Source organism: Streptomyces sp. MBT53 (assembly GCF_016654115.1).
GTDB lineage: Bacteria > Actinomycetota > Actinomycetes > Streptomycetales > Streptomycetaceae > Streptomyces.
Window position 1 is genome coordinate 1 of record NZ_JAEQAZ010000146.1, and the last position, 21,632, is coordinate 21,632.

General features: G+C 71.3%; 16 protein-coding genes. 5 read left to right on the top strand and 11 right to left on the bottom strand.

Annotated elements, in window-relative coordinates; all coding sequences use genetic code 11:
- Positions 1 to 49: 49 nt before the first annotated feature.
- Positions 50 to 1,414 (top strand): ISNCY family transposase, encoded by a 1,365-nt coding sequence (locus JHN45_RS37130; RefSeq protein ID WP_201053936.1) that lies wholly within the window; start codon positions 50 to 52, stop codon positions 1,412 to 1,414.
- 88 nt (positions 1,415 to 1,502) lie between these two features.
- On the opposite strand, the gene JHN45_RS37135 is transcribed toward JHN45_RS37130, so the two are convergent.
- A complete protein-coding gene (locus JHN45_RS37135) occupies positions 1,503 to 1,994 on the bottom strand; it encodes a hypothetical protein (protein ID WP_374195663.1) in 492 nt (163 codons plus the stop codon).
- Positions 1,995 to 2,193: 199 nt separating this feature from the next.
- On the opposite strand from JHN45_RS37135, the gene JHN45_RS37140 reads away from it, so the two are divergent.
- Positions 2,194 to 4,335, top strand: coding sequence for an MMPL family transporter (locus JHN45_RS37140; protein WP_201053939.1), 2,142 nt, complete (start codon positions 2,194 to 2,196; stop codon positions 4,333 to 4,335).
- On the opposite strand, the gene JHN45_RS37145 is transcribed toward JHN45_RS37140, so the two are convergent.
- The 4 genes from JHN45_RS37145 to JHN45_RS37160 are packed head-to-tail and all read right to left on the bottom strand — an operon-like array spanning position 4,321 to position 8,095.
- Positions 4,321 to 5,616 carry an FAD-binding oxidoreductase gene (locus JHN45_RS37145; RefSeq protein ID WP_201053940.1) on the bottom strand — a complete coding sequence of 432 codons (1,296 nt, stop codon included), beginning with the start codon at positions 5,614 to 5,616 and terminating at the stop codon, positions 4,321 to 4,323. The genes JHN45_RS37140 and JHN45_RS37145 overlap by 15 nt on opposite strands.
- Positions 5,613 to 6,407 (bottom strand): amino acid ABC transporter ATP-binding protein, encoded by a 795-nt coding sequence (locus JHN45_RS37150; RefSeq protein ID WP_201053945.1) that lies wholly within the window; start codon positions 6,405 to 6,407, stop codon positions 5,613 to 5,615. The genes JHN45_RS37145 and JHN45_RS37150 overlap by 4 nt, the downstream gene beginning before the upstream one ends.
- Positions 6,404 to 7,153: an amino acid ABC transporter permease gene (locus JHN45_RS37155; RefSeq protein WP_200711986.1), complete on the bottom strand. Its 750-nt coding sequence runs from the start codon at positions 7,151 to 7,153 to the stop codon at positions 6,404 to 6,406. The genes JHN45_RS37150 and JHN45_RS37155 overlap by 4 nt, the downstream gene beginning before the upstream one ends.
- Before the next feature lie 9 nt (positions 7,154 to 7,162).
- A complete protein-coding gene (locus JHN45_RS37160) occupies positions 7,163 to 8,095 on the bottom strand; it encodes an ABC transporter substrate-binding protein (RefSeq protein ID WP_201053960.1) in 933 nt (310 codons plus the stop codon).
- Positions 8,096 to 8,309: 214 nt separating this feature from the next.
- Between JHN45_RS37160 and JHN45_RS37165 the strand changes: the two genes are divergently transcribed.
- Positions 8,310 to 9,488, top strand: coding sequence for a sugar diacid recognition domain-containing protein (locus JHN45_RS37165; RefSeq protein ID WP_201053946.1), 1,179 nt, complete (start codon positions 8,310 to 8,312; stop codon positions 9,486 to 9,488).
- A 10-nt stretch (positions 9,489 to 9,498) separates the two neighbouring features.
- On the opposite strand, the gene pepN is transcribed toward JHN45_RS37165, so the two are convergent.
- Positions 9,499 to 11,931 carry an aminopeptidase N gene (gene pepN, locus JHN45_RS37170; protein WP_201053949.1) on the bottom strand — a complete coding sequence of 811 codons (2,433 nt, stop codon included), beginning with the start codon at positions 11,929 to 11,931 and terminating at the stop codon, positions 9,499 to 9,501.
- Between the two features lie 246 nt (positions 11,932 to 12,177).
- Complete coding sequence (locus JHN45_RS37175) at positions 12,178 to 12,849, bottom strand: helix-turn-helix domain-containing protein (RefSeq protein WP_307783302.1); 672 nt, start codon at positions 12,847 to 12,849, stop codon at positions 12,178 to 12,180.
- A 286-nt stretch (positions 12,850 to 13,135) separates the two neighbouring features.
- Here JHN45_RS37175 and JHN45_RS37180 point away from each other — a divergent pair, with 286 nt between their 5' ends.
- Positions 13,136 to 15,970: a BTAD domain-containing putative transcriptional regulator gene (locus tag JHN45_RS37180; protein WP_201053964.1), complete on the top strand. Its 2,835-nt coding sequence runs from the start codon at positions 13,136 to 13,138 to the stop codon at positions 15,968 to 15,970.
- On the opposite strand, the gene JHN45_RS37185 is transcribed toward JHN45_RS37180, so the two are convergent.
- A complete protein-coding gene (locus JHN45_RS37185; protein ID WP_201053951.1) occupies positions 15,948 to 17,192 on the bottom strand; it encodes a CynX/NimT family MFS transporter in 1,245 nt (414 codons plus the stop codon). The two genes, JHN45_RS37180 and JHN45_RS37185, sit on opposite strands and share 23 nt — an antisense overlap.
- A 129-nt stretch (positions 17,193 to 17,321) precedes the next feature.
- Between JHN45_RS37185 and JHN45_RS37190 the strand changes: the two genes are divergently transcribed.
- The gene (locus JHN45_RS37190; protein WP_200711990.1) at positions 17,322 to 17,807 is read left to right on the top strand and encodes an Lrp/AsnC family transcriptional regulator; all 486 of its coding nucleotides are present in this window, start codon (positions 17,322 to 17,324) and stop codon (positions 17,805 to 17,807) included.
- On the opposite strand, the gene JHN45_RS37195 is transcribed toward JHN45_RS37190, so the two are convergent.
- The 3 genes from JHN45_RS37195 to JHN45_RS37205 form a co-directional block, all read right to left on the bottom strand.
- Positions 17,804 to 18,775, bottom strand: a complete 972-nt coding sequence (locus tag JHN45_RS37195) for a PDR/VanB family oxidoreductase (protein WP_201053952.1) — start codon at positions 18,773 to 18,775, stop codon at positions 17,804 to 17,806. The genes JHN45_RS37190 and JHN45_RS37195 overlap by 4 nt on opposite strands.
- Entirely contained in the window at positions 18,765 to 20,201 is a 1,437-nt protein-coding gene (locus tag JHN45_RS37200; RefSeq protein WP_201053954.1) for a glutamine synthetase family protein, read from the bottom strand. Before JHN45_RS37200 ends, JHN45_RS37195 begins: the two co-directional genes overlap by 11 nt.
- Before the next feature lie 5 nt (positions 20,202 to 20,206).
- On the bottom strand, positions 20,207 to 21,632 hold a 1,426-nt coding region (locus JHN45_RS37205), incomplete at its 5' end, for an aromatic ring-hydroxylating dioxygenase subunit alpha (protein WP_236584540.1).

Below are 21,632 nucleotides of genomic sequence, written 5' to 3' on the forward strand. Positions count from 1 at the left end.
CCGCGAAGAACATAACGGGGGTGGGCCTTGGCGGCCGGGGGTGGTGGCGATGTTGCGTGTGTCCGGGCCACAGGACGTGTGGTGGGAGGTGCTGCCGGAACATGCGCGGCAGCTGCCCGTCGAGCTGGCTGGCATCGACGCGTATCTGGATGACGAGCGGTTCATCGCCCCGTGGCGTGCGGTGTTCGCCGAACGGTTGGGGCGGCCGTCGGTCCCGGTCGAGACGCTGCTGCGGCTGTTGTACCTCAAGCACCGCTACCAGCTCGGCTACGAGACGCTCTGCCGTGAGGTGGCGGACTCGCTGAGCTGGCGGCGGTTCTGCCGTATTCCACTGGCATCCCCGGTGCCCCACCCGACCACGCTGGTTAAACTCGTGCGCCGCAGCGGCCCCCAGATCAGCGAGCAGCTCAACGCCGCACTGCTGGACAAGCTGGTCGAGGAGAAGCTGCTGCGGTGCCGCAAGCTGCGCATCGACACCACCGTGATCGAGGCCGACATCGACCATCCCACGGACGCCGACCTGCTGGAGCACGGAGTGCGCAAGCTGGGACGGCTGGTGCGCCGGATCAAGGCCGCCGGCGCCGCCGGGCGCACTCCATTCCGGGATCGCAGCCGCTCAGCAGGCCAACGCCTGAAGCAGATCTCCCGCACTCTACGGCGGCGCACCGGCCGGGCCCTGGGCGAGATCGACCGACTCACCGGCGAGGTCGCCGTCATCGCCCGTGCGACGCTGCAGGACGTTGCCGCCGTGGAGCGCAACGCGCGGCGCGCGCTGCGCGGGCGGCCCACTGGGCAACTGGCGCACCTGGTCGGTGAGCTGGCCGGGACGGTGGCGGGCACCCGGCGCCTGCTGGAACAGACCGCGTTACGGCTGGCGGGGATCCGCACGATCCCCGACCGGATGGTGTCGCTGGCCGACCCTGACGCCCGGCCGATCCGCAAGGGCAAGCCCCAGCACCCCACCCAGTTCGGCTACACCGCGCTGGTCGCCGAAGACGAAGACGGTTTCGTCGTCGACCACCAGGTCAATCGCGGAAACCCGGCCGATGCCCCGCAACTGGTGCCCGCAGTCGAGCGGGTGACCGCTCTGACCGGCCGCGTTCCGGCAACTGTGGTCGCCGACCGCGGCTTCGGCACCGCGGCCAACGACCGGGCCCTGGCTGAACTCGGGGTCCGAAGGATCGGCCTCCCACGCACCGGCATCCCGGTAAAGGCCCGCCGGGAGTACGAACGCAGCCGCCCGTTCCGACGGATGCGCAACTGGAGAGTCGGCATCGAAGCCCGCATCAGCCACCTCAAGCGCAGTTTCGGCTTCCGCCGCACCCGCCTGCGCCGCCTCGCTGGCGCACAGACCTGGGCAGGACTCGGGATCTTCGCCTACAACCTGCACCGGATGACCGTCCTCAGCCGGTGAACAAGGAAGGGCAACCCAGCCCCGCCCGGGACCAGGTGTCAGCAACAGCCCGCCCACCAGGCCAGATCCTTTTTTCAGGGGCAAGTAGCTACTCGGCGATCCTGGTGGCCGCCTCCACGTTCGGCCAGCGGGCGAGGGAGATCATCGCCAGCACCCGGTGGATCAGATAGCCGGCCAGCGGCAGTTCGGCGAAGACCGCGAGGGCCACGGCCGACCAGACGTCGTCGGTGCCGAAGGCGAGCGACACGTCGAACCACGCGTCGCAGATCAACAGGGCCGCCGAGAAGATCGCCGCCACGATGACCCCGCGGTTGCGCCGCCAGCCGAGCAGCGCGGTGGCCGCCATCGAGAGCACGAGCAGGACGTCGAACCCGACCCAGGTCACCCGCCACTGGTGCACCTCGTAGGCGGACGGCAGCGTCACCGCCAGCAGAACCGTCCAGGGGATCAGTCCCACGGCGCAGACGGTGAGCAGTTCCAGGGTGTGCCGCCGATGTCGCCGTACCCGCTCCAGCGTGTCGGACGGCGGAGCCGGGGTGGCTGTCACCTGCCGTATGTCGGCCTTCGACGTGTCGTTCACCTTGACTGCTCCGTTCTCAGGAGTCCGGCCATGATCCGGTACCTAAGGCTGAAACAGCCCTGGACCGCGCTCTCTTCCCGAGGTGCGCGTACGCGGATTCCGTGCTTCCGGATCCCTTCAAACCGGATGGATTATCCCGATAGCGGATGAACGGGGCGGCGGGCTAGACTCGCGCAACCTACGACGCGGGGAGTCCGGCATGCGACGGTGGGCCGAATTCGTACTGCGGCACCGCAAGGCGGTCGTGGCGTTCTGGGGTCTCGTGCTGATCGCCGGCATCGCGCTGGCCGGCCGGACCACGGACCGGCTCACGATCGACTTCTCGCTGCCCGGCCAGCCCGGCACCGTGACCGCGCACAAGATCGAGAAGGCCTTCGGCAGCGGCGGCGACACCAACCCCTATCTCGTGGCGGTCACCCTGCCCGCCGGACAGACCGTCACCGGCCACGAGACGGACGTCGGCCGTGTGTTCACCGCAGCCGGCACGGCCGCGCCGGGACTGCGGGTCATCGACGAGGCGAACACCGGCGACAAGGCGTTCCGGACGAAGGACGACCGCACCGCCTACGCGCTGGTGTTCTACCGGTTCAACCCGTCCCCCAGCCAGAAGCTGCTGACCGACCCGATCCGTACGGCCGCCGAGAAGGCCATGCCGGCGGGTGCGAAGGTCGGCGTGACGGGCGAGGACCCCCTTGCCTCCGGCGGCGACGACGGGGGCGGCCCCGGAGTGCTCGGCGAGACCCTCCTCGGCGCCGTCGGCGCACTCGCCGTCCTCGCCTTCGTGTTCGCGTCCTTCCTGGCCCTGCTGCCGCTCCTGGTCGCCGCGGTCTCGATCCTCGCGACCTTCGTGATGCTGCTGCCGCTCACCTACGCCACCGACGTGTCGTTCATCGTGCAGTTCCTGGTCGCCCTCATCGGCCTCGGCGTCGCGATCGACTACTCACTGCTCTTCGTCACCCGCTGGCGCGAGGAGCGCGACCGCGGCCGGGACAACCACGACGCGGTCGTCGTCGCCATGCAGCACGCCGGGCACGCCATCGTGTTCAGCGGTGTCACGGTCGCCATCGGCCTGCTCTCCCTGGTCGTCCTGCCCGTCCCGTTCCTGCGCAGCATGGGCTACGGCGGCGCGCTCATCCCGCTCGCGAGCGTGCTGACGACACTCACCCTGACCCCCGCGATCCTCGGCGGCATCGGCCCCAAGGTCGACTGGCCAAAGATCCGCCACGAGAACCGCGCGAGCCGCTTCTGGACCCGCTGGACCGCGGCCGTCGTACGACGCCGGTGGATCGCGGCCGGTGCGGCGCTCGCCGCCCTCGCGGCCCTCGTCGGCGTCTTCCTCGGCATCAAGATCGGCCTCGCCTCCTCGGAGTCGCTCGCCAAGAACGGGCCCGCCTACGACACCCTGCAGACCCTCGAACGCGGCGGCGTCCCCACCGGTGCGCTCACCCCGATGGAGGTGCTGGTCAGCACCGACCAGGCGAAGCCCGTCGCCGCCGCACTCGCCAAGGTCGACGGCGTCAGCAGCGTGTTCGTGCCGTCCGGGCCCGCCGGCAACCAGGGCGGTCAGAGCATCGTCGTCGTCATCCCCGACAACGAGACCGTCAACTCGAAGAGCGTCGACGTCGTCAGACGGGTCAAGACCGCCACCGAGCACCTGCCCGGCGCCGTCGGCGTCGCCGGAGTCGGCGCGGCACAGATCGACTTCCTGCACGCCGTGTACGGCAACTTCCCGCTGATGCTCACGATCATCGCGCTGCTCACATACATCCTGCTGGTGCGCGCCTTCCGCTCGCTGCTGCTGCCGCTGAAGGCGGTGCTGCTCAACCTGATCTCACTGGCGGCGACCCTCGGCCTGATGGTCCTCTTCTGGCAGGACGGTCACGGCTCCAACGCGATCTTCGGCATCGCCGCCACCGGGGCCGTCACGTTCTGGATCCCGATCATGATCTTCGCGTTCCTGTTCGGACTGTCCATGGACTACGAGGTGTTCATCCTCACCCGCATCCGGGAGGGGTACGACGCCGGCCTCTCCACCGACGAGGCGGTGGTCGAGGGCATCGGCCGCACCGGGCGCCTCGTCACCAGCGCCGCACTCATCCTCTTCCTCGCCTTCGCCGCACTCGCCTCGGGACCGGGCACCGACCTCAAGACCCTCGCGACCGGCCTCGGCATCGGCATCCTGCTGGACGCGACCATCGTGCGGATGCTGCTCGTACCGTCCCTGGTCTCCCTGTTCGGCGGCTGGAACTGGCACCTGCCCGCCTGGGCGGCCCGGCCGCTGCGCGTACAGCCGTCCGCCCCGCACCCGGAACGGACCGAGGCGACGTCACCGACTGATTGAACCCCCGCTCCACGGCGCCCTGTTGAAGCGGAACGGCATGAGGACGTCGGGTCGGTGGCCGGTGCGGACGTAGTCGGCGAGGGTACGGCCGGTCACCGGGCCCAGGGTGACGCCGAGCATGCCGTGCCCGGTCGCGGCGAACGCGTTGTCGTGCCCGGGAACCCGGTCGACGACCGGCAGCCCGTCCGGCAGGAAGGGGCGCCCGCCCACCCACGGATCGCGGATGAGACTCACGAGATCGTCGGGGTCGTCGAACCAGCGGCCCAGATAGTGCCTGCTGGCGAGCGCCACGGCGACGATCCGGCGCCAGTCGAGACGGTTGTTGTTGCCGCTCAGCTCCATCGTCCCGCCGATGCGGGTGGTGGCCCCGATCGGCGAGGCGACCGCCCTGCGCTCGCCGAAGTACATTGTGTGCCGGGGCGCCGGATCGAGGTCGACCGAGAAGCTGTACCCCTTCCCGGCCTGCAACGGCAGCGGATGCCCGAGCGAGCCGAGCAGATCCGAGGAGCGCATGCCGGCCGCGATGACGGCTGCCGAGCAGGGAATCTCACCGGTCGTGGTGCGGAGCGCGGTGACCCGGCTCCCCTCCGTCCGGAACCCCGTGGCCTCCGTGTTCTCGTGGACCTTCACCCCGGACGCGGCGAGCGCCTCGCCCAGGGCGCGGGCGAACGCCTCCGGATCGACCACGCCCTCGCCCTCCACGAGATAGGCGGCCCGGACCCGGGAGGACAGCGCGGGGTCGAGGAGACAGGCCTCGTCTCCCGTGACCACGTCGTCCGGCAGCGGGTAGCGGCCGTGCGCCATCTGCCGCTGGACGGCGAGGTGGTGGCGGGCCTCGGCGGGGGAGAGGAACGCGTGCACCATGCCGGGCCGGGTCAGCCCCGTCTCGACCCCGGCCGCGCGCAAGCCGTCGAAGAGGTCGAACGTGCCCCGGTTCAGCTCGGCGATGGCCGTGTAGCCGTGCCGGAACGCGGCCGGGGTACTGCTGCGCCAGAACCGCCACAGCCACCGTACGAACGCCGGATCGGGCAGCGGCCGTAGATACAGGGGCGAGTCCGGGCGGCCCAGGGAGCGGAGCGCGTAGCGCACCACGCCGGGCGCGGGGACCGGCGTCGAATGGCTCAGGCAGATCCAGCCCGCGTTGCCCCGGGACGCCCCCGAGCCCAGCGCGCGCCGCTCGACGACCTCCACATCGAGGCCCGCCTCGGCCAGGTAGTAGGCCGTGCACAGCCCCACGACACCGCCGCCCACCACGACGACCGGACCACCGGGCCCGGTCATGACGCCGACCCGTAGGCGGCGAGGAAGGCGCGGGTGCGGGCCTGTTCGGGGTGGTCGATGACCTGCCCAGGCCGGCCCTCCTCGACGATCCGGCCGCCGTCGACGAAGACGACACGGTCCGACACCTCGCGGGCGAAGGGGAGTTCATGGGTGACCAGCAGCATCGTCATGCCGTCGGCGGCCAGTTCGCGCATCACGCTCAGCACCTCGCGGGTCGCCTCCGGGTCCAGGGAGGACGTGGGTTCGTCGAAGAGCAGCACCTCGGGCCGGAGCGCCAACGCCCGTGCGATGGCCACGCGTTGCTGCTCGCCGCCGGAGAGCCGGTCGGGCAGGGCGAGACCGCGATGGGCCACTCCGACCCGGCGCAGCAGGGAGACGGCCCGCTCCAACGCCTCCAACTCCGGTACGCCCGCCTTGCGTTGGGCTACGACGACGTTCTCCACGGCCGTGAGATGCGGGAAGAGGTTGAACCGCTGGAAGACCATGCCGACCGTACGGCGCAGCCCGGGCAGGTCGCGGCAGACCGTACGGCCGTCGCGGTGCACCACCTCACCCGCGACCTCGACCGTGCCTCGGTCGGGCCGCTCCAGCAGGTTCACGCAGCGCATCAGCGTCGTCTTGCCGCCGCCGCTCTGCCCGATGACGCTGACGATCCGGCCGCGGCCGACCTCAAGACTCACGTCGTCGAGCACGAGCCGCCCGTCGAAGGACTTGCTGAGTCCCTCGATGCGAACGACCGTTTCCGCGTGGGCAGTTGGGTCGACTTTCGCCGTGGTGACGGGCTCGGTCATACGGCCGACTCCTTCATGGTCGCTCCGAGGTCGGCGGCGAGCAGTGCCCGGGCCGCCCGTACCCTGCGTCGTCGCCAGGGGGAGAGGGGGACGCCCGCCCGGACCTTGCGTTCCAGCAGGAGGAGGAGTTGGGAGAGCGGGTAGCACAGGGCGAAGTAGATGGCGGAGATGACGAGATACACCTCCAGGGCGCGGAAGGTGGCCGAGGTGATGAGCCTGCCCTCCGACATCAACTCGGCGGCGGACACGGTCACCAGCAGCGAGGTGGACTTCAGCAGGTCCACCAGCATGGTGTTGGTGCCGGCCAGCGCCTGCCGGACCGCCTGCGGCAGCACGATGTGGACGAAGACACCCACCTTCCCGATGCCCAGCGCCTCACCGGCCTCGGTCTGTCCGTCGTGCACCCCGCTGATCGCGGACCGGAAGATCTCGGAGAGATAGGCGGCGTAGAAGACGACGAGACTCAGACAGCCGGCGGTGAACACGTCCAGCCGGATGCCCGCCGAGGCCAGACCGAAGTAGGTCAGGAAGATGATGGCGAGGAGCGGGATGTTCTTGAACAGTTCCGTGTAGACGGCGGCGAGGGCGCGTGCGGGCCATGCCCTGCTGAGCCTGAGCAGCGCCACGACCAGACCCAGCAGAACCGCGCCGACGAAGCTGACCACCGTGTACGAGATCGTCCGCCAGAGTGCGTCGATCAGGTCGGAACGGTAGTCGGACCAGGGGACTTGGAAGAGACCCGACATGTCAGTGCCTCACTTCCCGATGGACGGCGGTGTCCAGTCGCTCGGCCGGTCCACCCCGCGCCGGGCGGTCGCGACATCGGCTGCGGGCTTCAGGAACTGCTCAGGATCGCCGCCGTACTTGGTGACGAGCTTCGCCAACTCGCCGTTCCTGTACATCGCGTCGATCTGCGCGGAGATCGCCTGCTCCAACTTCGTCGCCTTCTTGGGGAGATAGAAGCCCGTCTGGTACGGCTGGAAGTACTGGAGGGCCGGCTTCGCCTTGACCTCGGCGGCGGTCGGCGGGGTCAGGTACTCGGTGGCGATCTTCAGGTCCGGGCGCTGCTTCTGCGCCGCGATGATGATCAGCGGGTCCAGGAAGCCGACGTCGATACGGCCGGCGCCGAGGTCGTCGAAGACACCGTTGGCGTCCGGGTAGGCGTGCAGCTTCGCGCCGGGCACGGCCTGGATCGACTTGACCCAGACGTAGCCGTCGACCGTGCCGAGGTTGAGGCCCTTGAGGTCGGCGAGCGTCTTGTAGGTCTTGCCGCTGCGCACGGCCATCGCCGGGGGCGAGTAGTACGGCGGATCGGTGAACAGCCCCTGTTTCTGCCGGTCGGCGGACCAGGCGACACCACCGATCGTGATGTCCACGCGGCGGGACTGCACCCCGGCGAGCATGCCCGCGAAGTCCGTTACCTGGGGCTTGACTTCGAGCCCCAGCTTCTTCGCGACATAGGTGATGATGTCGCCGTCCAGCCCGACGATCCTCCCGCCCTGCACAGTGGTGTAGGGCGCGTACGGCTGTACGGCCACTTTGAGGACGCCGGGCGTGAGGGTGCCCAGGGCGGCGGTCTTCGCGGAGACGTTCTTCGGGGCGCCGTCGCCGCCCGAACCACAGGCGGCGACGGTGGACAACATCAACGTCGCGGACAACGCCACGACTAGCGAGCGCACACGGATCATCGGCACGGGCCTTCCGTATCGGCACTGAGGGATCGGCACTGAAAGGGACCCGCCGTTCACCGCGCTGTGCCCTCGGCGGGAAGTGATTGGGCCCAAACGCTAGGCATCAACCGGCCGCGCGTCATCGTCCACCTCGTACGAAGTTGTGGCCGGATTTATGCGCTCCCCTGTACGGTGCGTCCAATCCGACACGCCCGCGACGGGAGGAAACCCCGTGCTCAGCCCGTCACTCGCCCAGGAGATCGCCGGGGACACCTCCGCCGTCATCGGCTTCAACGTGCTGATCACGGACGCCGAGGGGATCGTCATCGGCAGTGGAGACAGCAGCCGCGTCGGCAGCTTCCACGAGGCCTCCGTGGACGTGGTCCGCACAAAGGAACCGGCCACCCACAGCGCCTCCCAGGCTCAGCAACTGCGCGGAGTGCGCCCGGGAGTCACCCTCCCGCTGATCACCAACGGACAGGCCGTGGGCACCGTCGGCATCACCGGCACCCCCGCGCAGGTCCGCCGCTTCGGCCTGCTCGTCAAACGCCAGACGGAGATCCTGCTCCGCGAGTCCGTGATGCTCCGCTCCCGGCTCCTCGCCGAAAGCGCCGCCGAGAAACTCCTCGCCGACATCGCGTCCTACGACCCTCGGGTCGTCGAGGGCGACTTCCTCGTGTTCCGCGCCGCCGAACTCGGCTACGACCTGCGCCTACGACGGGTCGCCGTGGCCTTCGAGGTGACCGTGCCGCACCCCGCGCCCCGCCGTCCGGGCGGCACCCGGAGTCGGGACATGGCCCTGGTCCGCTCCGAACTCCTGCGCACCGTCGGGGAGTTCTTCGCCGACCCGCAGGACATCGTCGCCTCCACCGCGCCCGGCTGGATCGGTGTCCTGCACCGCCTCCCCGCCGGACGCTCCACCGCCTCCCTCGTCGCCGACTGCCGACGCGTCACCGACCTCATCGCCGCCCAGGACGGCCTCGCGGCCCGCGCCGGCATCGGCGAGGCGGCCGACTCCGTGGGCGGTCTGCACGACTCCTACCAGGACGCGTGCGACGCGCTGCGCCTCGGCGCCCGGTTCGCGGACACCGACCGGGTCCATCCGATCACCGATCTGCGCGTCCACCAGGTGGTGACGGCGGTGAGCCAGTCCGCGCGCCATCGGCTGCTGGAACTCACCGCCACCGAACTGCGCGCCCAGCCGGACTGGCCGGCCCTCCGCGCCACGGTCACCGCCTGGTGCGAGAGCGGCTTCAACCTCGTCCGCACCGCCGAGGCGCTGCACATCCACCGCAACACCGTCGTCTACCGGATGAATAAGATCGAGCAGATCACCGGCCGCCCGCTGCGCGAGTACCGGACGGCCATGGCGCTCTATCTCGCCTGCCTGGCCGACCGGTTGGGGCACTGAACGCGTCCCGTCACACGACCCCGGCCCGCGCGCGGAGCATGCGGCTCACCTCGTCCGAGCGCTCCAGGAGCGTGGTGCGGACCACCGGCACCGCCTCCTTGGACGCCTCCTGGGCCCGCTCGATGTACGTCGGGTCGATGGCGTGCAACGGGAAGAGGCGGTGCGTGTAGCTCATCGCCAGGAGCATTCCTCCCTGGTGCAGCTTCGGTATCGACTCCAGATAGCGTTCGGCGTACGGGGCCAGCAGCGCGTCCTGGCCCGGGCGCCAGAAGGCCGCCGCCACCAGGCCCACCGAGTTGACGGGGACGGCACGGTCCACGGTCAGCTGCTGCCAGACCTCCGCCTTCGTGGCCGCGTCGGGCAGCGCGGCCCGGACGGTGAGGGCGCGGGTCCAGGCGTCGGGGTCCGGGTCCCGGGCGAGCAGCTGCTCGGTCTCCGACGCGACCTCCCCGCCCAACTCCGCGTCGCGGACCAGCGCACGCCAGTGCAGGTCCACGTCGGCACCGGCCCGTTCGCGGAGCCGGTCGAGATCCTCCCGGGTCGTCGCGGTGCGGGCCAGCCCGCGCAGCGCGACCTGACGGCGGCCCGGGTCGTCGGCGAGCCGGAGACAGGCCGCCGCCACCGCGGCCGACAGTTCGGTCCGCTCGGTGGCCGGCGCCCACAGCTCGGCGATGTTCGCTGCGAGAGTCAGATACGGCTCGATCACCGCGTCGGACGTCTCGGCCGTCAGCAGCGCGGTGAGACACCGCCCGGCCTCCGCCGCCGTGGCCTCGCCGGTGGTCAGCATGTCCCACACGGTGGCCGCGGCCACGCCCCGCGAGATCGCCGTGGGCAGCCGTGCCGCCGTACGGAAGAGAGCGTCCCTGGTGGCGGGGTCCGGGCGGGTCGTCGCGAAGGTCAGGTCGTCGTCGTTGATCAACAGCACGTCGGCGGGCGGGAGTCCGGTCACCGGCGTCCGGGTCTCGGTGACCTCGACCCGCACCAGCGCCCGGCGTTCGAGAGCGTCGCCGTTCTCCCCGTACGCGCCCACCGCCAGCACCTGCGGGCGCGGGCTGCCGTCGGCCACCAGCGTGAGGGTGTCGCCGTCGCGCTCCAGCGTGAAGCGGTCGGTGCCCGCCGTCGTCAGCCAGGCCGTGCGCCAGGTGTCCAGATCGCGGCCACTGGCCTCGGACAGCGAGTCGATCAGGTCCTGGAGCGTGGTGTTGCCCCACGCGTGGCGGGCGAAGTAGGCGGCCATGCCGGTCCTGAAGTGGTCTTCGCCGACGTACGTCTTGAGCTGTTGAAGGACGGACGCGCCCTTGGGATACGTGATGTTGTCGAAGATCGACGCGGCCTGGGCGACGTCGTGGATGGGCTGGTGGATCGGGTGCGTGGCGGGGCCCTGGTCGGACAGGTACGCGCTGATCTTGCCGATCATCAGATGGCTCGCCCACGCGTCGGTGTGCCGGGTGGCACGCTCGGCGGCCCAGTGGCAGGCGAACTCCGCGAACGCCTCGTTCAGCCAGAGGTCGTCCCACCAGCGCATGGTGACGATGTTGCCGAACCACATGTGCGCCATCTCGTGCAGCAACACCCTTGCGAGCAGCACGTGTTCGGCGGGAGTCGGCGTGGCCCGCCGCAGGAACGCGTCCGACCACGTCACACAGCCGTAGTTCTCCATCGCCCCGCCGAACTCGGGCATGAAGACCTGGTCGTACCTGCGCTGCGGGAACGGCATCGCGAAGGCCTCGGCGTAGAAGGCCAGGCCCTGGCGGGTGAGGGTGAAGATCTCCTCGGCGTCACGGTCGAGGACATCGGCGAGCGAACGGCGGGCGTACAGGCCCAGGTTGTGGCCGTCCACCTCACGGCGGACCTCGTGGAAGGGGCCCGCGTTGATGACCGTGTTGTACGTCGACAGGGGCGGGGTGTCGGGGAAGGTCCACCGGCGGGCCGCGCCCAGCTCCTCGACGTCCGCGTCACCGGAGTTGCTGGTGACGGTCCACGCGGCCGGGGCGGTGACGGTGAAGCCGTGCGGGGCCTTGAGGTCGGGCTGGTCGAAGCAGGCCCACACGAAGCGGGCCTCGTCCGGTTCGAAGCTCATCCACACGTACACCTCGCCGTCGCCGGGGTCCGTCGCCCGGTGCACGCCCTCGCCGGTGGTGGTGTCGGCCTGCACGCTCTCCACCCGCAGCACGTTGTGCGCGGCGAGAGCGGGGAGCTGGATCCGTCCGTCCTCGCCGGGTCCGACCTCGACCCCGTTCAGCGTCGCGCTCAGCACCCGCGCCGCGCAGTCCACGAAGGTCGCCGCGCCCGGCTCACGACACGTGAACGCCACCGTGGAGACGGAGCGCACCTCCGACCCGTCGGGCAGCGTGGTCAGATCGACGTCCACGTCGTACCGCTCGACCGCGATCAGCGCGGCCCGGTGCTCGGCTTCCGTGCGGGTCAGGCTTCGGATCCCCATGTGTCCTCCCTCGGCAGACAGCGGCCGTAAGCCTATGACGGAGATCGCCGGGGAGCAGAGGGTTTTCGCCGCGCGGCGGACGGACCGGCGACGGTGGCCGATCGCCCACGTGGGCCGGGCGGAGGGCCGCGCCGACGAGAGGCCGGTGGCTCGGCCGAGTCACCGGCGTACCCGCGGACACGGCCGTCTCCGCGGCCCGGTGCTCATCCCCGCAAGAGCGCCGGGCCGCGTCGTCGGCCCCCGGTGTCATCGCCCCCGCAGGCCCATGCCGATGACCCGGGCGGTTCGGCGGGCGGCCTCCGCGAGCCGCTCCAAGTGGTGTGCCGGGTCCGTGAGGACACACAGCGCGGCCAGGGGCGCGGCGCCCGTGCCGAACAGCGGAACCGCCGCACAGCACACCCCGCTCACCACTTCCTCCCGGTCGAAGGCGGTACCCCGCTCCCGGATCGCGGCGGCGTCCCGCGCCCAGGACGCGGGCAGCAGGCCCGGCAGCGGCGCCGGACCGGCCATCGCCACCAGAACCTTGCCCGCCGCGGTGAACCACGGCCAGGTCATCCGGGTCTGCAGCGGATCGGGCCGTACAGCGTCGTCGGGACACCACTCGACCATCAACGTCTCGCCCTTCCACAGCACGGCGATCCCCACCGTCGTGCCCGTGAGCTCGGCCAGCCGGCGCATCGGTTCCCGGGCCGCGGTCCGCAGCCGGGGATGCGGCTGCCAGGCCCGCCCGAGGCGGAACATCCGCGGGCCCACCCGGTAACTCCCCCCGCACCGCTCGACCGCGCCCAGATCCGCCAGCTGCTCCAGCAGCCGGTACGCGGTCGTCTTCGGCAGCCCGCAGTCGGACGCCAGCCTGGTCGGCCCCGCCTCCACGGCCCGCTCCACCGCCTCCAGCAACGCGAACGCGCCCTCCAGCACACTCCTTCCGCCGGCGTTTCCCGTCGCGGCCGATAACACATCCGGCCGCCGTACCGGCACCCGTGTCCCAGGTGCCATCACTTCCCCTGTGATCACACTGCTCGCCCCCGTTTGCCTGTTGCGCAGCCGCCAGGCGACGGCCCTGCCGTGATGCCCGAACGGTGCTTCGGTCAGAGCCCGTTCGCTCCCCAGCAGACTGGCACCGGTGGGTGGCAGGAAACCTTGCCGAAGGCTTGTCGCGCCGCGTACACGTCCGTGAAAGAAAGGAGGAGGCTTTGTGCGGGGGGTGGCGCACACCATGGTGGACGTGCAGTTGCTGGGGCCGGTGGAATTGTCTGCGGCGGGGCGCGCGGTGGAGGTGGGCCCGCCCCAACGCCGTACCGTGATGGCCGCGTTGGCCGTGGACATCGGCCGTCCCGTCGCGGTGGACGTGGTCATGGAACGGGTCTGGGGCACGCGCGCGCCGGACGGGGCACGCGGCGCCGTGCACGCCCATGTCGCCCGGATCCGGCGGGTGTGCGAGCAGGCCGCCGAGACCGCGCGGGAACCCTTGTCCGTGGTGCGGCGCTCCGGCGGCTACCTCCTGGAGGCCCGCCCGGACCAGGTGGACGTGTACAGATTCCGGCAGTTGGTGGACCAGGCGAGGACCGCGGGCCCGGCCGACCCGGAGCGGGCGCGGCTGCTGCGCGAGGCGCTGGACCTGTGGCGCGGGGAGCCGCTGTCCGGTCTGCGCGGGCAGTGGGCGGCCCGGATGCGCGAGGCCTGGCGGCGCCAGCACCAGGACGCCGCCGTCGGCTGGGCCCGCGCGGAACCGGTCCACAGCGATCCCGCGTCCGTCATCGGCCCGTTGACCGCCCTGCTCGGCGAGTACCCGCTCGCCGAACCCCTCGCCGAGGCGCTGATGCGGGCCCTGCACGAGACCGGCCGCAGCGCGGAGGCCCTCGACTGCTACGCGGCCGTCCGCAAACGCCTCGCGGAGGAACTGGGCACCGACACGGGACCCGCACTGCGCCAGCTGCACCAGACGATCCTGCGCGGCCACCGCTCCGCCCCCGCCAAACGACCCGAACCGTCCGAGACGGCCCGCCCGGCCGAACTCCCCGCCCAACTCCCCATGGGCGTACGGGGATTCACCGGCCGCGACGAGGAACTGACCCGGCTTGAGGAGATCCTCGCCTCGGCGCAGGGCGAGTTCGCCGCCGTGGTGATCTCGGCGGTCTCGGGCATGGCGGGCGTGGGCAAGACCGCGCTCGCGGTGCACTGGGCCCGCCGGGTCGAAAGTGCCTTCCCCGACGGGCAGTTGTATGTGAACCTGCGCGGCTTCGACCCGCAGGGCGCGGTGATGGCTCCCACCGAGGCGGTCCGCGGATTCCTGGACGCGCTGGGAGTACGGCCGGACCGGACACCGCCGGGCCTCGAGGCCCAAGTCGGCCTGTACCGCAGTCTGCTGACGGGACGTCGGATACTGGTCGTCCTCGACAACGCCCGCGACGAGGAACAGGTGCGCCCGCTGCTGCCGGGGGCGGTCGGCTGCATGGCGCTGGTGACCAGCAGGAACCGGCTCACCGGGCTGGCCGCGACCGAGGGCGCCCATCTGCTCGCGGTCGACCCGCTGACCCCGGACGCGGCACGGGACGTCCTGGCGGAGCGGCTCGGGACCGGCCGGGTGGCCGCCGAACCGGAGGCCGTCGCGGACATCGTCACCTGGTGCGCGGGACTGCCGCTCGCCCTGGCCGTCGTGTCCGCCCGCGCCGCAGCCCAGCCACGACGGCCGCTCGGCACGCTCGCCGAGGAACTCCGCGAGGTGGGCGGCCGACTGGACGCGCTCGACGGCGGCGAGGAGGCCAGCCAGGTACGGGCCGTGTTCTCGTGGTCCTACAGCGCGCTCGGCCCGGCCGCCGCCCGGCTGTTCCGGCTGCTCGCACTGCACCCGGGGCCGGACCTCGGACGGCACGCGGCAGCCGCCCTGGCCGGCGCCCCGCCGGAACGCGTCCGCGGACTGCTCGCCGAACTGACCGGCGGGCACCTGCTGGCCGAGCACGCTCCGGGACGGTACGCGTTCCACGACCTGTTACGCGTCTACGCCGGGGAGTTGGTGGCCGCGTACGACGACGAGTGGGAACGGCGTGCGGCGCTGCACCGGATGATGGACCACTATCTGCACTCCGCACGCGCGGCCGACGTCCTGGTGACCCCGCAGCCCAACCCCGTCGCCTCCGCCGCGCCCAGAGCGGGCGCGAACCCGATGGTGCCCGAGGACTACGACAGAGCGCTGGCCTGGCTCGTCGCCGAACACCCGGTACTGCTGGAGATCGTGCGGCAGCCACCGCCCGGCTTCGACGGCCATGTGTGGCGACTGGTCACCGTCCTGACCACCTTCCTGGACCGGCACGGCCAGTGGGAGGCGCTGCTGACCGCCGGGCACAGCGCGCTCGCGGCGGCCGAACGCGACGGCGACCTGCTCGGAAGAGCGGGCGCCCACCGCGGACTCGGCCTGGCCCTGGACCGCCTCAAGAGCCCCGAACCGGCCAGGCAGCACTACTTACAGGCATTGGAATTGTTCGCCGAGTTGGGCAGCGACGCGGGGCAGGCCCGTACCCACCAGCATCTCTCGCGGATGTCGGGCACCCAGGGCAACCCCGGCCTGGCGCTGGAACACGCCCACCGGAGCCTGGAGCACTACCGGGTGGCGGACGACCCGGCGGGCCAGGCCGCGGCGCTCAACCACATCGGCTGGATGGAGGCCCAACTCGGCGACCACCACAGCGCGTCGGCGCACTGCGAGCAGGCGCTCGCGCTCGCCCGTGAGGCCGGTGACGTGGACGGACAGGCCCATATCTCCGACAGCCTCGGCTACATCCACCACCAACTCGGCCTCCACCGACAGGCGGTCGACCGCTACCGGGAGGCGGCGGCCCTGTTCCGCGCCACCGGTGAACGCCGCAGCGAGGCCGCCTGTCTCCGCTGCCTCGGCGACAGTCACCACAGCGCCGGGCAGCCCGACGCCGCACACGAGGCATGGACCCGCGCCCTCGCCCTCACCGACGAACTCGGCCTGCCCGCCGACGATCCCCTCCGCACCGATCTCCACGACCGCCTCAACGAACTGCCCCTGCCGTAGCGGACTTTGAGGCCCGCGAGGACGCGCCCCCGTCGCCGAGCCCGAGGCTGATGACGGCACCGAAGACCGCGCACCCGCAGGTGATCCACCAGGTGGAGTGCCAGCCGCCGGTCCGGGTCGCCAGCCACGCGGCGACGGTGGGGCCCACGAAACTGCCCGCGTTGAAGAGCTGCTGGATCAGCCCCATGGTGGCCGGAGCCGAACCGCCCGTCGGCGTCAGCCCACCGATCAAGCGCAGCAGCGTCGCGGGTATCGCCCCGCCGGTCAGCGAGAAGGCGACGACACACAGGAACTGCCAGGCGGTACCCGCCGGGACACGGTGCCAGTCAACGGCGAAGGCCAGCAGAGAGGTTGAGGCCATCAGCGCGAAGGCGGGCACGACGACGGCGCGCACGGCCAGGCCGCGTTTCAACAGCGCCGCCGTGCCGATCGAACCGACGGCGTTCACCGCACCGACCACGGCGCTCAGCACCCCCGGCCAGCTGCCCGTCATCCCACCGTCGCGGTAGACGGTCGGCAGGAACCCGACCACGGCCATCCACGGCAGCGTGTAGCAGGCGAAGACGAGACCGGCGGTCCAGGGAGCGGGAGCCCGGACGGTACGGCCGATGCGCGCGAGGGCGGCCGCCGCGCCCCGCGCACCGCCCGCGTCGTCACGCGGAACGCGGGTCAGCACCCACGGCAGCGGCGCCAGCGCGACCACGGCCATGCCCCACCACCACACCCGCCACGACACCATCTGAAGGACCAGCGCGCCGACCACGAGCCCGACGGAGGTGGAGATCCCCTGGTAGGCACCCCAGAAGCCCATGGCCGTGGTGAAGCGACCCGGCGGAGCGGTGCGCCGGATCAGCCCCGGACCGGTCACCGCCACCAGGATGAAACCGGCACCCTCCATCGCCCGCGAGGCCAGCAGCGGAGCCGCCGATCCGGCGAGACCACCGCTGGCCGAACCGAGGAACAGCAGTACAAGCCCCCCGCTCAGACAGCGCCGCTCACCGATCAGCTCGGCCAGCAGCGAGACGGCAAGTCCCCCGAGCATCCCGGCCAGTTGGACGACTCCCAGCAGGGTCCCGGCCTGGACCAGACTCAACGACAGCTCGTGCCGCAGGTACGGCAGCGCGGGCGGCACCTTCCACACCTGGAGCCCGGCGGCGACCCCGGCGGCCACGACGACGATCCAGGAGCCACCGGTACCGGCGGCGTACGACTTCGAAGTCATGACGGCGGTCCTTCAACGGGACGGAGGCGGGAGACGGACCACCACCTAGACCACGCGCCAGGGCATCGGCGCAACACAGGTCTCCTCCGATGCGACAGATGCTCAATGAGATGTGATCCAGGTGTCAGAATGCGCACCATGACAGAGATGGACACCTTGGACGCCCGGATCGTCCTGGCCCTGGACGACGACCCGGACGCCACGATCCTGGCCCTGGCGCAGACCCTCGGCGTGGCCCGCAACACCGTGCACGCCCGGCTGCGGCGAATGGCGGCCGAGGGCGCCCTCAAACCCTTCAGCCGCCGCGTCGACCCCGCCGCCCTCGGTTACGGCCTGGTCGCGTTCATGTCGCTCGCGGTGAGCCAGGCCGAACCGGAGAGTGTCCACGAAGGCCTGCTCGACCTCCCCGAAGTCATCGAGGTGCACTACACCACCGGCGACGCCGACCTCCTCGCCCAGGTCGTCGCCAGGGACACCACGGACCTGCACCGCATCACGAAGGCGATCCTCGCCATCGACGGAGTCGACCGCACCAGCACCGCCATCTCACTGGCCGAGGTCATCCCGTACCGACCCCGCTCGCTCCTCAACCGGCTTGCGAAAGGCGGCACTTAGAGGTCCAGCTCCAGCACCGGCGAGTCGCAGCGGCTCACGCAGATCATCATCGTGGTGGCGGCGGTGCGTTCGGACGGCTCGATCACCGAGTCGCGGTGAACCGGGAGTCCGGCCACGACCGCCGTCTCGCAGCTGCCGCAGTAGCCCTCCTCGCAGGAGTAGGGGATGTCCGGGAGCTTCTCCCGTACGACGTCCAGCACGGAACGGTCGGCGGGCACGGTCAGCCGCAGCCCCGAACGACTCAGGACCACCTCGAACTCCCCGGCGGATGAGCCGAGTTGGTCGGCGGCGGTGAAGCGCTCCAGGTGAAGTGCCCGCGCGGAGCCGGCCGTCCGGCACAGTGCCGTCAGCGCGTCGAGCATCGGCTGCGGGCCGCAGGCGTAGACGCCGTGCGCGGGCGGGGTGGCGGCGAGTTCGGCGGCCAGGTCCGGCAGACCCGCCTCGTCCTGCGGTACGAGCACCACCTGGTCACCGCCCAACGCCACCAACTCCTCGGCGTACACGAGCCGCGACCGGTCGCGGGCGCCGAGGACCAACCGCCACGGCAGACCGCGTGCGGTGAGCTCGCGGGCCATCGGCAGCAGCGGGGTGACGCCGATGCCGCCGGCCAGCAGCAGATAGCCCTCCGCGGGCATCAGCGGGAAGCGGTTGACCGGCCCGCGCACCTCCAACTCCCGCCCCACCAGGGCGGTTTCATGGATCTCCCGGGAGCCGCCCCGCCCCTCCGGCACGCGGTGCACTGCGATCGTCCACGCCTCCGTGTCCGTCACCTCCCCGCACAGCGAGTAGGCCCGCCGGAGCCCCGAAGGCAGCGTCAACTCGATGTGCGCTCCCGGCTCCCACGCCGGCAGGGCGCCGCCGGTGGCCCGGGTCAGCCGCAGTTCCACCACGTCATGGGCGACCCAGCGGACCTGCCGGACCAGGAGCCGCTGGGTCGTCGTAGGAGAGGAGTCGTGGTCAGAAGACACGGAAGTACTCCCGCTGTTCCCAGTCGGTCACCTCTTGGCTGAAGCGGTCTATCTCGGCTCGCTTGATGCTCGCGTAGTACGCCACGAAGTCCTTGCCGAGCCGGTCGGCGAGCATGCGGTCGGACTCCAGGGCGTCCAGGGCCTCGGCCAGCGAGCGGGGGAGCGGTTCGGCGCGGGCCGCGTACGGCTCGTCGGCGGCCGGTCCCGGTTCCAGTCCGCCCGCCACGCCCTCCAGTCCGGCGGCGAGTTGGGAGGCGAGGTAGAGGTAGGGGTTGGCGGCTGGTTCACCGATCCGGTTCTCCAGCCGGGTGGACGAGGGCCCGTCACCCAGCACCCGCACCATCGCCCCGCGATTGTCCCGGCCCCACACCGCGCGGTCCGGCGCCAGCGACAGCGAGCGAAAGCGCTTGAAACCATTGAGAGTCGGGGTCGAGAACGCGCTCGTGGCCCGCGCGTGCCGCAGCAGCCCACCGAGAAAGGCGGTCCCGTACGGCGACAACGGCGGCCCGGACGCGGTGAGTTCGCCGCCTTCCGGTGCGAAGACACCCACGCCGTCCCGGACCATGCTCTGGTGCAGATGCCAGCCGCTGGAGAACACGCCGGGCAGATGGGGGCGGCACATGAAGGTGGCGTGGTGGCCGTGGCGGGCGGCCACCTGCTTGACGGCGCTGCGCAGCAGGACCATCGCGTCGGCCGTGCCCAGACCGTCGGCGGGCTGCAGGGTCAACTCGACCTGGCTGGGCCCGAATTCGACCTCCAGGCTGCGCAACGGCAGCCCCAGGCCTTCGATGTTCGCGCGCAGCACGTCGAGGATGGGATCGAGTTCGTCGTAGCGCAGCTCGCTGAGGTACTGGTAGCCGTGGTTCAGCATCCCGACCTCGGGCGCGGCTCCGGGCTGGCCCTGGTCGCCGGGGCCCAGGCGCGGATCGTCGAGCCGGAAGAGGTGGAACTCCACCTCCAGGCCGGTGCGGTAGGTCAGTCCGTCGGCCTGGTCGAGGACCGAGCGCAGCAGCCCGCGCGTGCACAGCGGGACCGGCGTGCCGGAGGTGAAGCGCAGGTCGCACAGCAGCCAGCCGGTGCCCGGCGACCACGGCAGCATCCGGAAGGTCGACGGGTCGGGGACCATCACCATGTCGGCGGCGCCGCGCAGTTCGGGCAGCCCGAGCGGCGTCTCCTTGGTGAAGAGGGGGAAGACGGTCCGCCCGGAGGTGTCCTTGGCGAGCAGGGAGGAGGCGATGCCGGTGCCGTCGCGCAGCACGTTGGACAGTTCGCCCACGGTGACGGTCTTGCCGCGCAGCAGACCGTGCTGGTCGGCGAAGACCAGCCGTACCACGTTCATTTGGCCGCTCTCGGCGCGGCCGAGTATCTCCCGTGCGGCGGCGGCCTGTTCGGGGTTCCACAGGCCGTGGCGTTCGATGAATCCCACGCGGCTCAGCCGTCCGTTCCCAGCGGCCGCGCCCAACTGCTGTCGGCGCGCTGCTTGTCGGTGACGGCCGTCCAGTGCTCCAGCCAGCCCTCGGTCGGGCCGATCCCGTCCAGCGCGACCGGACCGTGCAACCGCCCCGCCTCCTCGACCGGCAGCACCAGCGGCGGATCCTCCCCGCGCTCAACTGCGCTGATGGCCTCGCCGAGCATTCGCCGAAACATCACGATGGCCTTGTCGGAGCGGCCCAGATGCTCACGGGTGCGGTCCTGTTCGGCCCCCTGCCCCTCCACCGCCCACTGGTCGTGCACGTTGATGTCGAAGCCGAGCCCGGTGTACGTCGTCGTGCGTTGCTCCACCGGGTCGTAGCCGTAGCCGTTTTCGCGGCCGAAGCGCGGCCGGTAGTCGGGCAGGGTGACCGCGTCGACCCGCTGCCGGCGCATCTCCGCCTGGTCTACCGGGCCGCCGACACTCGTGAACAGGGCATACCAGTAACTGGAGTTGTCGTCGATCGGCACATGCCACTGGGTGATCGCCGTCTCCGCGTCCAGCGGGATGTGGAAGGCGTGCGGGAACACCTGGTGGGTGATGCGGACATGGGTACGGCTGCCGTCCATCGGCAGGCCCTGCGTGTCCGTTCCGTCGAGCGTGCGCCGGGCGGTGATGCGGATGCCGTAGGGGGTGCGGACGGCGTCGATGTCGGGGCGGCCGTACTCGCGCAGGATCTTCGTCATCGGCAGGTCGGTGCCCTGGGAGGCCGCGCGGAACTGTCTGCCGTAGCTGTCGGCGGGGTCCTCGTCCTGGAAGAAGCGGTGGAGGTAGGAGGCGTGGGCGGGGTCGATGCCGACCTCCAGGGCCTGGAGCCAGTTGCACTCCAGCAGCCCCTTCCAGGCGAAGGCGTGGTCGGTGGGTGCCTGGAAGCAGTCCAGGGCGGGGAGTTGGGGCGGTTCGCCGGGGCCGAGGTAGCCCCAGATGATGCCGTTGATCTCGCGGACCGGATAACTGCCCAGCCGGACGCGGGACTTGAGCGGGCTTTCGACGGGCTCGGCGGGTGTGTCGAGGCACGAGCCGTCGCGTGCGAACAGCCAGCCGTGGAAGCAGCAGCGCAGTCCGCCGTCCTCCAGGCGGCCGAGCGCCAGGTCGGCGCCCCGGTGCGGGCAGCCCCGGTCGACGAGACCGAGCTCGCCGTCATCGTCACGGAACAGGACCAGGTTCTGGCCCATCACCTTGGGTGCCACCAGCGGTCGTACGCCCGAGAGTTCCTCGCTCAGGGCGATCGGCTGCCAGTAGCGGCGCATCCACTCGCCGGCCGGGGTGCCGGGCCCGGTCCGGGTGAGCCGGGTGTTCTCTTCCTCGCGCATGGGACGCCTTTCGGGGGAGGTTGGCGCGGTCAGCCGCAGCAGTGGTCGGGGGCTGTGGGGCTCGGCGTGTGGC